General features: G+C 35.2%; 8 protein-coding genes. All 8 read left to right on the top strand.

Going from position 1 to position 14,802, the window contains the following annotated elements:
- The first annotated feature begins 13 nt into the window (after positions 1-13).
- Positions 14-7,453: an amino acid adenylation domain-containing protein gene (locus tag ACWPV5_RS04480; RefSeq protein WP_454382544.1), complete on the top strand. Its 7,440-nt coding sequence runs from the start codon at positions 14-16 to the stop codon at positions 7,451-7,453.
- Between the two features lie 107 nt (positions 7,454-7,560).
- Positions 7,561-9,891, top strand: a complete 2,331-nt coding sequence (locus ACWPV5_RS04475) for an ABC transporter permease (RefSeq protein WP_454382542.1) — start codon at positions 7,561-7,563, stop codon at positions 9,889-9,891.
- 40 nt (positions 9,892-9,931) lie between these two features.
- Positions 9,932-10,657 (top strand): ABC transporter ATP-binding protein, encoded by a 726-nt coding sequence (locus tag ACWPV5_RS04470; RefSeq protein WP_454382540.1) that lies wholly within the window; start codon positions 9,932-9,934, stop codon positions 10,655-10,657.
- Positions 10,654-12,360 carry an ABC transporter ATP-binding protein gene (locus ACWPV5_RS04465; RefSeq protein WP_454382538.1) on the top strand — a complete coding sequence of 569 codons (1,707 nt, stop codon included), beginning with the start codon at positions 10,654-10,656 and terminating at the stop codon, positions 12,358-12,360. Before ACWPV5_RS04470 ends, ACWPV5_RS04465 begins: the two co-directional genes overlap by 4 nt.
- A gap of 151 nt (positions 12,361-12,511) precedes the next feature.
- Positions 12,512-13,243, top strand: coding sequence for a thioesterase II family protein (locus ACWPV5_RS04460; protein ID WP_454382536.1), 732 nt, complete (start codon positions 12,512-12,514; stop codon positions 13,241-13,243).
- On the top strand, positions 13,243-13,896 hold the full coding sequence (locus tag ACWPV5_RS04455) for a 4'-phosphopantetheinyl transferase family protein (RefSeq protein WP_454382534.1): 654 nt from the start codon (positions 13,243-13,245) through the stop codon (positions 13,894-13,896). The genes ACWPV5_RS04460 and ACWPV5_RS04455 overlap by 1 nt, the downstream gene beginning before the upstream one ends.
- 352 nt (positions 13,897-14,248) lie before the next feature.
- Entirely contained in the window at positions 14,249-14,434 is a 186-nt protein-coding gene (locus ACWPV5_RS04450; RefSeq protein WP_454382532.1) for a hypothetical protein, read from the top strand.
- The gene (tnpB, locus tag ACWPV5_RS04445) at positions 14,415-14,765 is read left to right on the top strand and encodes an IS66 family insertion sequence element accessory protein TnpB (protein WP_454382530.1); all 351 of its coding nucleotides are present in this window, start codon (positions 14,415-14,417) and stop codon (positions 14,763-14,765) included. The genes ACWPV5_RS04450 and tnpB overlap by 20 nt, the downstream gene beginning before the upstream one ends.
- Positions 14,766-14,802: the final 37 nt, after the last annotated feature.

The raw sequence follows: 14,802 nt of genomic DNA, 5'->3' as shown, positions 1-14,802 counted from the left end.
AGGAGGAATATAAATGAGTAATATTGTTCAAAAGGATATAGAAAAAATTTATTCGCTCTCACCTCTTCAGGAAGGCATGCTTTATTTGAAAGAAAATGCTCCAGATTCGACACAATATGTAATACAGAATGTATTAAAAATTTCAGGCAAACATATCACTCCTGAGGTGATAAGTCAGGCATTTGATCTTCTGGCTTGTAAGCACGACATCCTTCGTACTGTTATATTCTATAAAGGGCAGAAAAAACCTGTACAGGTAGTGTTGAAAAACAAGACAATTGATAAAAAGATTATCGATTTGTCCGAATATGAGCCATCCGCTGGTAAAAAAGAGTTACAAAGATATGTGGATGAGGATTTGAGAAGAGGATTCGACTTTTCCAGGGACTCATACATGAGAGTAACTATAATAAAGACTTGGGAAGAACAGGATAAGCTGAAAGGAAAGTCAGAATCGTATTTGCGAATGATCTGGACCTTCCATCATATAATATTGGATGGATGGAGCATCAATATACTAAAAAAGGAACTGGCAGAGTTTCTGAATAGATTACTGAAAGGAGAAAGTGTAGAAGATGTTAAAAGCGCAATAGCAAACGAGAAAAAACACCCTGAATACCAGGATTATATCAGTTGGGTAACACGTCAGCCGGAAAGTGATGGAATAATTTTTTGGACAAATCTTCTTGCTGATTATGAAGCACCGATACACATTGACTCCATGTCTGATCCAGAGGAGGATTATAGTCAGGCAGTAGCAGAAAGTTATACAAATCTTGGAAAAGAACTCTCCGATAAGATAAGAGGGTTTTCGGATCGACTCACGTGTACGGTAAGTGATGTATTAGAAACTGCTTGGGGAGTTACCATTGCGAAGATGTTAGGTAGGAAGGATGCAGTATTTGGAAAGGTAGTATCCGGAAGAAATGCACCGGTGCCTGGAATTGCGGCAATGGCCGGACTTTTTATCAATACAATTCCTACACGTATAAAAATTGATGGTGAGGAATCCATCAGAGAATGCATTCTCAGAACACAGCAAAAGGCAATTAGCTCATCAGATTATGATTATATGACACTGGCAAAAATTCAGAGTTGCAGTACACAGAAATCCTATCTGTTTGATACGATATTTGTTTATGAAAATTATGGCTCAGGAAATGAGGTACTAGAAGAGACGGGGCTTAAAATAGAGGTGGATAGCTCCAGAGAGGAAACTAACTATCCACTTTCCATAAGTATTACTGATGAAGAATCCTTTAATGTTCGTTTTATATATCAGAAAAAGTTATATGTGAAGCAGGATATGGAGTTGATAGGTGGATATTATAAGAGATGCCTTGAAAAAATGGTTGAAGATGACAGTCAGCCTGTAGCAGAAATTAATCTGATCACAGAAAAGGAAGATGCTCTTGTAAGAACAGGCTTTAATGGAGTTGTTACGGAAATTGCAAGCAATCGCTCGGCACTTACCTATTATAAAGAGGCAGTGTTAAAGTATCCGGATAATCGGGCAGTTTCGCTTGACGGTACGGTGCTCACTTATAAAGAACTGGACTGTATTTCTGATTGGATGGCAAAGGAAATTATTCTTCGAGGTGCACATAAAGGTGATGTAGTGGCAGTTCAAATGGAAAGAACTGTATATTATGCTGCGGCACTAATTGGTATATGGAAAGCAGGATGTGTATATCTGCCGATTGATCCTACCTATCCGGATTATTATAAAGAATTCATAATAAAGGATAGTGGAGCAGTATTTTCAATTGGAGGAGAGAAAGACGATATTTTTTCCAATATGACTGAGATGGACGAAAACACTATCGGAGTAAAGTTCCCCGAAGTTATGGCAGCAGATTTGGCATATATTATCTATACATCAGGCACCACAGGAAAACCGAAGGGGGTAAAGGTATCTCACAGAGGACTTGCTAATCTTTATAGTGTATTTACGCAACGATTCCAGGTGAGTGCTACGGATGGTATGCTTCAGTTTGCAAACTATACATTTGATGCTTCCATATGGGAGCTGGTCATGGCTTTGATGACAGGCGCATGCTGTGTAATGGTAAGTAAAGAGACCATTGAAAATCCAAATCGTTTTGTTGAGTATCTTGTGGAGCAGCAGGTAAGTGTTGTTACACTTCCACCGGCTTACTTCCTTATGCTACCGGATATCACGCTTAGGTTGGTGATAACTGCTGGCTCATCAACGAACAAAGAGGTGATAGAGAAAGGTCTCAAATGGGGAAGATATATAAATGCATATGGTCCTACAGAGACAACCATTTGTGCCTCATATAAAGAATATGAAAAGAACAATGGAACAGACCTGCTCAGTATCGGAAAACCGCTGGATAATCTACAGATAGTAATTGCAGACGGTGAAAGATTTTGTGGAAGAAATGTAGTAGGTGAAATTCTTGTTGGAGGAGAGGCACTTGCAGAGGGGTATCTTAACAGACCGGAGGAAAATAAAAAGGCATTTATCCATATTAATGGGAAGCGTTGGTATCGAACCGGTGATCTTGGAAGATGGCTTGCAAATGGTGAGATTTTCTATCTGGGAAGAAAGGATAAGCAAGTTAAGGTAAGAGGCTTCAGAATAGATACGGGACAGGTAGAGCATGCAATTCGTTCGATTAACGGAATAGAGGATGTAATCGTAACAGCAAAGAAGAAGGAAAATGAAGACATCCTTTGTGCATTTTTCATATCTGACGGAGAAATAACAAGTCAGGCGATTCGTACAGGACTAAGAACGAAGCTTCCGTCATATATGATACCGTCTGTATGTATAAGAATGGAAGCTTTTCCGACAAACAAAAGTGGTAAAGTGGATATGAGACAGTTGCCGGATATCAGTTTTGTGCAGAAAATGGAAGCAGGTGACACAAAAAAAGGAACAAAACTTGAGGAACAGCTCCGAGAGATTTATAAAGAGGTTCTTGGTTTAACCAACGTGGGACTTGATGAGAATTTTTTTGATCTCGGAGGACAGTCTCTTAAGGCTATGAGCATGGTAAATACAGTAAAAAAGAATCTTGGAAAGAATATGACAGTAAGAGATCTTATGACATATTCCACACCAAGAGTGCTTGCGACTTTCCTCGAGGGAGCTTCCGAGGTTACATTGGATCCTATCAGAAAGATCATAAACAGGACGGGAAAATATCTTCAGAGTGATGCACAGAAGAGAATATTTATTGTAGACCAGTTCGATGAAGAAGGACTTTCCTACAATCTTCCAATGGCCTTTGAAATATTTGGAGAGATTGATATGAATAAGCTTCAAAGGGCTCTAGAAAACATGCTTCAGAGAAATGAGATTCTCAGAACTGGGTTTGAGGTTGAAGGAGATAATGCATATCAAATAGTTCATGAAGAAGCAATGCCGGATGTTGAAATAATGGATATTTCAGATATGGATATAGAGTCTGATGAAGAAAGATATGCGCATACCATGGAGGGATTTGTAAGACCATTTGATTTGGATAAGCCGCCACTTATGAGAGTAAGGGTAGTAAAGTGTAAACTGTCTACAGTCCTAATGATAGATGTGCACCACATTATTGCGGATGGCTATACGATGAATCTGTTGGTTAAGGAATTCAATGCCCTCTATAACGGGGAAGAACTCCCGGAGCCTATGATACAGTATTGTGACTACACGGAGTGGATGAGAAATCGTGATTTTGATCAAGATAAACGTTTCTGGAAGGAAAGGTTTGCGAATGGAGTTCCGAAAACAGAGCTTTTCATAGGAAAAAAGATGAAGAGTAGAAGAAGTTATAAGGGAGATAGTTGTACAAGAAGACTGTATACAGGTGCGAGAAAAGATGTAATAGAGTTTGCGGATAGAACCAACGCAACAGAATACATGATTCTTTTGGCGGTGTTTTCCCTTGTAATAAGTCGGCTTTCAAATCAGGAAGATATAGTTATCGGAACACCAATTGCATGTAGAACGAGGCCTGAACTGGAGAATATGATAGGAATGACGTTAAATACGCTTCCGATAAAGCTCAGGGCAGAAGGAAACAAGACCTTCCGTGAGTACCTTGCAGGGGTACGCGATTATGTTCTGAAAGTTTATGATCATCAGGAGTATCCTTTAAATGATATAGCGGAAACTTTGGGAATGGATTATCAGACGGGCAGTTCACCGTTTGACATTCTGTTCATATTGCAGAATAACGAAAGTGAACAGCTTGCATTCGGGAATATGCCGATGCGAAAGGTTGAAATGGATGACAGAAAAATCAGCAAGTATGACTTGGTTTTGTCAATAAGACCGGTGGCAGATACTTTTGAAGTTGACTTTGAGTATTCTACGGATATTTATGCCGATGAAGATGTGAATATCATAGCAGAGGTATTTGATACCTTTCTTGGACGGATGATGGGGCAGCCTGACATAAATACAGAGCTGATTGAGATGGCATCGGAACAAGATCTGTTTGTTAATATAGCTAGATTCAATGAGACTAAGGCAGATGTTCCGAATACAAAAACGGTTGCGGATTTGTTTGAGCGAATGGTTTACGAAAACCCGGATAAGCTGGCTGTAACTACTTTGACAGGAGAGCTTACATACAGAGAGCTATATGCATCAGCTATGAGTGTTGCGCTCCGACTAAATAAGCTTGGTGTAGGAGCCGGTGATATGGTAATGTTAAAAGCAAAACGCGGCATAGAAATGATTGTGGGGCTATACGGAATCATTCTTTCTGGAGCGGCATATGTGCCGGTTGCTCCGGATTATCCGAAGATAAGGATAGAACAAATTAGACAGGACAGCAATTCGAAGGCAGTAGTTATTTGGAATACAACAAAAGAGGATGGACTGGAGAATATAGCGGTAGAAACGATAACTGGAGAGAATATTGATCTTGAGAGACTTGAAAAGGTAAAGAGAAACAATACAAAGGATGATTTATTATATATACTTTATACGTCAGGTTCGACAGGAGTTCCGAAGGGCGTTGAGATTATGAACCGCTCCGTTGTGAATTACTGTTGGAATACAGAGTATAGTATCATGAGGGATGCTATAGATGTGTGCGGATGTGAACGCTTTGCCTGTGTTACCAATAATACGTTTGATATCTTTACCACCGAGGCAATAGCAACCCTTCTGAACGGAAAGACAATCGTTGTGGCGGATGAAACAGAGCAAAAGAATCCGTTGGCATTTTTGAAGCTCATGGAAGAAAAACAAATCGATTACATACAGACTACACCGTCAAGAATTAAGCTTTGGATATCAGAGAAGAAACTTATGGAGAAATTTTCACAGATAAAGTGTCTGATGCTTGGAGGAGAAAAGGTTACATCTGGTCTTATTTCTTTGATTGGAGATTATGTGGGAGGTAACATTTATAACGTATATGGACCAACAGAGACTACAGTATGGTCCACAAGTGGTCTGATTGATAAAAATTCTAGTGAAGAAGAGATATCCATAGGCACACCGATTAATAATACGGTGGTACAGATAATGAAACACGGTAGAAGGTGTGGAATTGGGGAACCGGGAGAACTTTGTATAGGAGGACTGGGACTTGCAAAGGGGTATCATAATCTTCTAGAAAAAACAATGGCAGCATTTGTGCAAAAGGATGACGAAATACAGTATAGAACAGGCGATATTGCCTATTGGAGAAGAGATGGAAGTCTGATGTACATAGGTCGCAATGATACGCAGATCAAGATTCGTGGTAACAGAATTGAACTTGGTGAAATTGAGAAAGCTCTTTTCTATGTTCCGGGAATAACCAATGCGGTAGTAATCGTAAAAGAGGATTTAAATGGCAATAATGATTTATTTGCATATGTTGTTTCTTCCGAGAAGGTGAACCTATCGGATGTAAGGTCATTTTTAAAGAAAAAGATACCGCTTTATATGATTCCACCGTACATCATGCAGATAGATGCTATTCCTATGAATAACAGCGGAAAGTTGGACAGATCAAAACTTCCTGACATTAAGTTTATAACCCAAACTGCTTATGTGGCACCAACCAGTAAGCTAGAAAAAAAGCTTGTAAAGATTATTACTACGATTGCTGGTATACCAAATCTAGGAATTGATGATGACATAATGGAATATGGTATTAACAGTATAGATGCATTGAAAATTGTCTCAAAAGCTTCTGCCCAGAATATAAAGCTGAACGTACAGACGCTCTTTGATTATCCTACGGTAAGAGAAATGGTCAGCAGAGTGCAACAAAAGAATGAAGAGGATTATGAGGTCGATGAATCGGAAGAATACAGAAATTGTAATGTAATTGTTAAGGATAATCATATTACTGCTGATTATCATGTAAAAGAGCGAAAGATGAAGAGTGTATTGGTAACAGGTGCGACTGGATTCCTAGGAAGTCATGTAGTACGAGAATTGCTCAAAGATCCGGAAAAAGTGGTGTATTGTGCGGTGAGAGGAAGTACCACGGCAAACTGTCGTAAAAGGCTTGGAGAGATTTTGTCATTTTATTTTCCAGAAGAAAAACTTATAGACCTTCCGGGAATAAGAACGATTAAGTATGATCCGAATGTTGAAGAAGATAAAGAAAATCTTCCAACAGATGTTGACACTGTAATACATGTTGCTGCAAGTACTAATCATTATGGAAATCGGGAAAAATTCTTAGTATCTAACGTGGGGTTTACTGAGAAGATGTTGTCCTATGCAAAAGAAGTTCATGCAATGTTCTGCTATGTATCTACAACAAGTGTTCAGGGACTTATGAGATTTAATTCTGAAAAGCAGAAATATACAGAGAGGGATTTCTATATTGGTCAAATTTTTATTAGTCCTTATGCAAAAAGTAAATTTATGGCCGAAAAGTTAGTACTTGAAGCGAGAAAGGATTATGAGGATGCATTTATTGTCAGAGTAGGTAATCTTACAAACCGTTATACAGATGGCGTGACAATGAAGAATCCAAATTCTAATTACTTCCTTGAGCTTCTAGGAGCAGTAATTAATCTTGGAGTTGTTTCTACCGAGCTTATGGAGGATACAATCGAGATGTCTCCAATAGATGAGACAGCAGAAGGTTTAGTTCAAATCTGCTCGCATTATGATTCTAAGTTCAGTGTTTTTCATCTTAACAATGATAAGAGAGTATTGCTTTCAAGGATTTTTGAGGAATTGAAGAAGAAAGGCATAATAATAAAAAAAGTTCCAGATATAGTTTTGGCATTTAAGTTAAATCATGCCTTACATGGGGATGATAACCGAAGAAAAATATACGAAGTTTTGAGAAGAAATGATGTATATGACTTTAAAGAAAATCTGGTTCTTTTTGATACAGATAGCTCTTTTACAAATCAATTCTTAAAGAAATGTGGATTCGAATGGAAATATAATGATGATACATATCTTAAGAAATTTATTGATATGAATTTGAGCAGAAAAATTTGGAAAGGAGTAAGAAGTAAATGAGTATAATATTGCACTATGTCTTTAGAAATCTAATGAAAAGCAAGTTACGAAGTATTATTATTATTATTTCACTGATGTTGTCAACGGTAGTTCTATATTCCACACTGATGGTTCGTGACAGTATTACAGAATACTATATCGAACAGTCACAGGAGGTATATAAAGGCTATGATCTTGTTGCATCATCAGATGGGAATGAATTACTTAAGAAAAATGAATTGGCCTTGGGAAATGCAACTGTATTAGATAAGCTTCCAATGACCATGATTGCTGGGAAATACTCAGACAACAACATAACTTATATTTCATACCAGGCAGATATAGAAAAACTTATTGCTGATAAGTTAATTACAATAACTGATAAATTAGCTAATTGGGATAAGTCTGATAAGAATAGTGCTATTCTTTCAGAAGATGCTGTGAAGAAAAATGGGGTTACTCTAGGAGATACAATAAAGGTTAGATTTCCTAATGGGGAAAAAGAATTCATAATAGCAGCTTTAGCGGCTGACAAAGGGCTGTTCAAAAATGAAACGACATCCAATATGCTGAGCTTTTCACCAACATATTCTATTACAGATGAAGAGACAGGCTACAACCAGATATATATTAAATTAGGAGAAAAAGAAAAATTAGCTGATGTATCGAAAATTATTGAGAATAATAACGAACATACAAAGGTTGTTCAATTGTATAATGAAGATAATGTCAATTCAATAATCAATAATACAAGTAATTTATTATTCGTAATCCTTGTAGCAATTATTGCAGCTAATTTTTTTGTTATTTCATCCCTTATGAAGCTAATGATGGCAGAACGTGTAACTGTAATTGGAACATTTCAGTGTATAGGAGCAAATAATAAATGGATTAGAAAGGTTATGTTTCTTGAGAATTCTTTTTACGGTGTATTAGGAGGTACTCTCGGTGTACTAGTTGCACAGATATTATATAGACCGATAATCCAAGCATTCACGGGCATGAAAGATTTTCAGTTTAAAGTTAATATAGTGTACCTCGTAGGTTCGGTGGTATTTGCCATTGTACTGCAATTGATATTTGTATTAAAGACAATTATAGAAACAAGTCGTCGTGACGTAATGGAAAATGTTTTTAATAAAGTATCGACGACTGTGGAATCAAAGATGTCTAATTTTATAGTCGGAGTAGCGTTTCTAGTTGTTGCACTTATATTATATTATTTGAATGGAACATATAATTTTTTCATAGCTGGAATTGAGCTTGTTTTGGGCTTGATAGGAGTAACGCTTGTTATCGAGAAAATGTCTGATTTTCTAATTTATATATTTTCCAATATATTTAGACAAAGGTATATGTATATGGGAATTAGAAATATTAGCAAGAATAAATCTTCAATTTCAAATGTAAAGTTGATAACTATGTCACTTTCAATAGTCTATGTAATATATATTGCGTCCTATTCCTTGGGAACATACTTTGAAAGAGCTACAATTTCACAAGTTGGAAACGACTATGTTGTGTCAGGTTTTAGTAAAGCTTTTGATGAGTATGAAGTATTTAATGATGAACTTGTAACAGATACAATTGTGTCATATGTAGTTTCTGGAACGGTAAAGGTAAATAAAGAATCATATTCAGGAGTAACGATTGCTGGTATGGATAGTCCAATCTTAGGAGTTGAAGATAAGTCTGATGTAATCAAAGGGTTAAAATCTGGAGAGGTAGTTGTTGACTCTCTATTTTTGAAGAAGTTTGGATATAAAGTAGGAGATCAATTGAATTTATCCTCAGAACTATTCAAGGATTCTAGAATTGTCAATATGAAAATTGTGGGTGAGGTTGAGACAGGAGTATTTAATACGAATAGAAATACGATTATTTTCTCTATGGATGATTTTTTAAAAAATATTACAGAGATTCCTAATAATGCCTATATTGCAGTCAAAGAAGATTCTGCTGAAAGTAATGAGAAGATTGAAAAACTATTTAATGATGAAAATCTTTTTTTGACCTTAACCGAGGATTATATTAAGTCGCAGGAAGAATCAGTTAATCAGGTGTTAAACCTTTTAAATGTTTTGATTGGGCTTACCCTGTTCCTTGTTTTTATAGGAATTATTTGTAATCAGCTAGTTGGGTTTATTCAGAGAAAAAAAGAGTATGCAGTGCTGATGTCTATTGCTTTGTCTATTAAACAGATGAGAAGAGTAATGGTAAGTGAGATACTCTTTAATGCACTCACAGGTGCTATATTAGGTACTATTGGTGGATTGTTATTATGTTTGTTCCTCGAACAAATAATGTATGCAATAGGAATAGCAGTCCCTATAATAGTTGACCCGAAAAAAGTGATTGTGTTGTTCGGAGTAGTTGTTTTATTGATTCTGCTAACAGCAGTTCTTCCAATCAAGAGTCTTAGTAAACTTGATATAATTGAAGAAATTAAAAAAGAATAATGTCTGAAAAACAATCTAAAAATAGGAAGGAAACTGAATCATGAAAAAAGATAATAGAGAGATTGTCTTATCAGCAAATAAAATTGTACATACATTTAATAATGGGGAAATACAAACTCCTGTGTTAAAAGGTGTTAATCTTAAGATTCATAAAGGGGAGTTTGTATCTATTATGGGACCGAGTGGAAGTGGAAAGAGTACACTTCTTTATATACTAAGTGGTCTACTTACACCTACTGAGGGTGAGGTAAAAATTTTGGGACAGGATATTTTTATGTTAAATAACAGAAAAATCAGTGATTTTAGAAGAAAATCCATAGGATTTGTATTCCAATTTTACAATTTAGTTCAGAATTTGACGGTGAAAGAAAATATCCTCCTTCCTCTTATAATGGATGGAAAAAGTACGAAAGATTATGAGAAAAGATTACAAGAAACACTTGAGATAGTTGGACTTACGGATAAACAAGATTTCTATTCAACACAGTTGTCTGGAGGACAGCAGCAGAGAGTAGCGATTGCAAGGTCTATAATTAATAAACCTAAAATTATTTTTGCAGATGAACCGATTGGTAATTTGGATAGTGTTACAGGCAATGCAGTAATGGAATTGTTCCGTTCAATTTGTAAGGAGGAAGAAATTACAATATTTCAGGTTACACACTCACGTGAATCAGCGCTGTATGGACATCGAATTGTGAATATGAAAGATGGCGTGATAGATAGTGAAGAAATTGTTGAGTGCAGAGGAAATAATGTAAAATGACAAATAAAAAAAACGTAGAAAAAATTATATTTTCTCATAATCGTATTAGTTTTGTGATAGCTGTCATATTCTCAATGCTTTCCGCTATTATTGAGATGCTTTTAGCATTTTCGTTTATGTACCTAATAAATTATGCTCAGTCAGGAGATATGAGCAAGGTGATAAATATAATAGAATCTGTTATTATTGGAGCATTATTCTATTTAATTTTAGTGTTTTTAGGATCACGGAGTAAATCAACATACGTAAAGCGAGCTGTTATTAATCTTAGGAAGGAACTCTTAGATTCTATTGTGACAAAACCAATGAATCAGATAGGTAAAAAGACACAGGGTGCATACATATCCATGTTAACAAACGATCTTTTAAAGGTAGAGCAGGATTATATAATTGGTCTAGTAGATATAATTAGGTTTATCTTCCTTTTTATTTCATCATTATGTGCGATGTTCTATTTAGAATGGCGCTTGACATTAGTTGTACTCTCAGCAAATTCATTATTATTATTGTTATCATTATTGTTTGGAAATTTATTGAAAAATAATCAGGAAAAGATAACATTTATGAATCAATCATTAACTTCGACAATCAAAGATATGCTTTCAGGACTTACAGTAGTAAAGGCATTTCATGTGGAGAATAAGATGCTAGCGTCTATCAATAATATATCTGAGAACACAGAAGCATATAAACGAAAATATGCCAATTATACTGGGGTTCAGACGGGGTTATTAACTATAGTTTCACTTATGATTGTGATTGCTATTTTTGGAATTGGTTCATACTGGAGTATAAGAGGAGACATGACAGTAGGAACAATTATTGCTTTTGTACAATTACTCAATAATCTTACAATTCCAATATCTAATCTTTCACTGTTAGCCAATAAGAGAAAGTCCTGTGATCCGATTATAGAACAGTATTTGGCAATGTTGGATAAACCGAAGAAAACGGAGAAAGTTAAAATAGAAGAAAAAGATTTTCATTATATAGAATTAAAAAATCTCAGTTATTCAACATCAGATGGGGTTAAGATACTTAATGGCATAAGTTATAGATTTGAAGCTAACAAGAACTATGCAATTGTTGGTGCAAGTGGAAGTGGAAAGTCAACTCTTTTGAATTTGATATCTGGTTTCAATAATGCGTACAAGGGTAATATATATTTTGATGGTATTGAAATTAGAGATGTGGAAGAAGAGAGCCTCTATAGTTTATTAAGTATTGTACAGCAGGATACGTTTATTTTTAATGATACAATACGCAATAATATCAATCTATATAGAATAGATAATGAGCAAGACTTTAATGATGCAGTTAACTGTGCAGAACTTGATAGTGTATTTAAAACACGTACAGCGGAGTTTGAGTGTGGAGAAAATGGAGTTAACCTTTCAGGAGGAGAAAAACAGAGGATTGCAATAGCAAGGTCGCTGATAAGGAAAACACCTATAATTATAATGGATGAGGGAACTTCAGCACTTGATCAAATAACAACATCTAATATTGAAAGGAATCTGAAGTGCATACCTAATTTAATGAGAATATCGGTGACCCATAAACTCAATGCTGAAATATTACGACTGTATGATGTGATTCTTATTATGAAGGAAGGTAAAATAGTTGAGGAGGGAGAGTACGAGGAACTTATGGGAAGGAAAGGTGACTTCTACGCTTTGATGAGAGTTATAGGGACAAATTGATTATTAATGTTTTAGATTGGTTTGACTACAGAAATGTAATAATTGGGTATTATTATCGAACGAAATATATTTATAAAAATCTGAGGTAGTGACTAGACGATTCTTATTCAACATCATAACTTTAGTGAGATTGGAAGGAGTAAATATAAAAATGAAAATAAAAAAGCGGATATATTGTTTCCCCTATGCTGGTGGTAGCTCGTTTACTTTTCGTAATTTATCAAAGTGTTTAAGTTACTTGTCAGATGTTATTGTATTAGATTATCCTGGACATGGTACAAGATTTGGCGAAAAATTTGCTGATAACATGGAAGAATTAACTAAAGAAATAGCAAATCAGGTACTTATTGATATGGATCAAAGTTCTTCTGAAGCCTGTATATTTTTAGGTCATAGTATGGGAGCACTTGTTGCTTATGAGACAGCAAAGATAATTGAAAATACAATTAAGATAGATAAGTTGATACTTTGTGGGAGTCTGCCTCCAAATTTTGAGAAATATAATTATAATTTAAATAATAAAGACGAAGTATTTAACAAGCTTTTTATGCTAGGGGGAATTCCTTCTGAAGTAAGGGATGACCCAGAGCTGTACAATATTTTTTCCGATATAATTTATCATGATATAAAGATTTTAAATACTTTTCATCTAGAAAAAGAGGATAATATAATTAATATACCTCTAAGTATATATTATGGTGAAGATGATAGTTATTGTGATAGAATAAATATGAGAGAGTGGGTGAATAAAACAAACAAGAACTGTGTTATTCATTCAATGCCTGGTGATCATTTTTTTCTATTTACGTATCCTAAGCTATTTTGTAAAAAATTAATAGAATCTGAAAACTTGTTTGAACAAGTAAGTGAAAATATAGAATAATGGAAGTATATTATACGATTTTAAATGATGAATGGGATTGCTTCGATGAATTGTTATTACAATATGTATCTAACAACAGAAGAAAGAAAGTTTTTTCGTATCGTTTTATGCAAGATAGGAAGCTTTCTTTGTATGTAGAACTTTTATGTAGATTGTTATTAAGTAGTCTTTCGTCTAAAAATTATAATGATTTTGTATTTGAAGTTATGGAATATGGGAAACCAATTGTTATAGGAAAGGACGGCTTTCATGTTAGTTTATCTCACACAAGAATGTGCGCTGTTGTCTGTGTGTCTGAATTGGGGGAGGTTGGAATTGATGTAGAAAAAATAAATGAAGCACCGTTGGATATTATGAATACTTGCTTTAGTCAGAATGAGATCGAGAATATATTGTGTGGTAAAACAGATGAGCTTAATGAACGCTTTTATAAAATGTGGACTTGTAAGGAAGCCTATTTAAAGCAAATCGGTTGTGGGCTTATTGAGGGGATGGAATTCAAAAGTATTTTTGATATAAGCAATGATTTATTTTCAACATGGTCAATAGATGGTTATCAGTTTGCATGTTGTTCCGCAGTAAAGGAAGAAGTTCGTTGCACTAAGATAAGCGAAAAAGAAATAAGGAATTTCTATTTCTCGGTAGATAAATAATTTTTTGCTAACTTTTATTATTGCTTTACAATTAAGTTAGCAAAATTGTAATAGTCTTAAGAGCTGTATTTTAAATTCTTGATATTTAATATTGTTAATACAATATTATTTACCATTTATGTTTTTAAATATTTCTACACAGTCAAGTCTTTTGTTCTTACCAGTCGTGCTTCTAACAATCTCAAAAAGCCAAAAAACGAGGAATCAACTCCAATTTTAGGAGAGTTCCTCGTTTTTTAGACTCTTTGTCAACTGAGTAGGTAACAAAAGTAACCGCCGAATAACAAGGTATCTATCCATCCCCTCCCTCCTCCAGTATACTGTTATAAAAAACATAACTGGAGGATTTATTATGTCACAACCTATCGTCCCATTGATTGTTCCCCAATCTCGCCGCTTTGAAAAGAAAAGCAGAAACGATATTCTGATGAAAATTCGTCTCAGAAAAGTGGAAGTCAGTGTGTTTGAGTCTCTTAACCACGATATGCTTCAAATAATCTTAGACGAGGTGTTGATTCATGACCATCCGACTCAGTGATTTAGGTAAAGTCTACTTGGTCTGCGGGAAGACGGATATGCGTCAAGGGATTGACTCTCTAGCCTATCTTGTCAAAAGTCAATTCAATCTGGATCCCTTTTCAGGTCAGGTCTATCTCTTCTGCGGGGGTAGAAAAGACCGATTCAAAGCTCTTTACTGGGACGGACAAGGATTTTGCTTGCTTTACAAACGCTTTGAAAATGGGAAATTGACCTGGCCAAGCAATGAAGAAGAGGTTAAGGCTCTTACTTCTGAACAAGTAGACTGGCTCATGAAAGGATTTTCTATCACTCCAAAAATAAATGTTTCAAAAAGTCGTGATTTCTATTGAAATCATGGCTTTTCTTTCGGTATAATAAGATAAAAGA

The organism is Streptococcus sp. Marseille-Q7156, from assembly GCF_965119495.1.
Note: the sequence above shows the minus strand (reverse complement) of the source record. Positions and strands in the feature narration are given on the sequence as shown.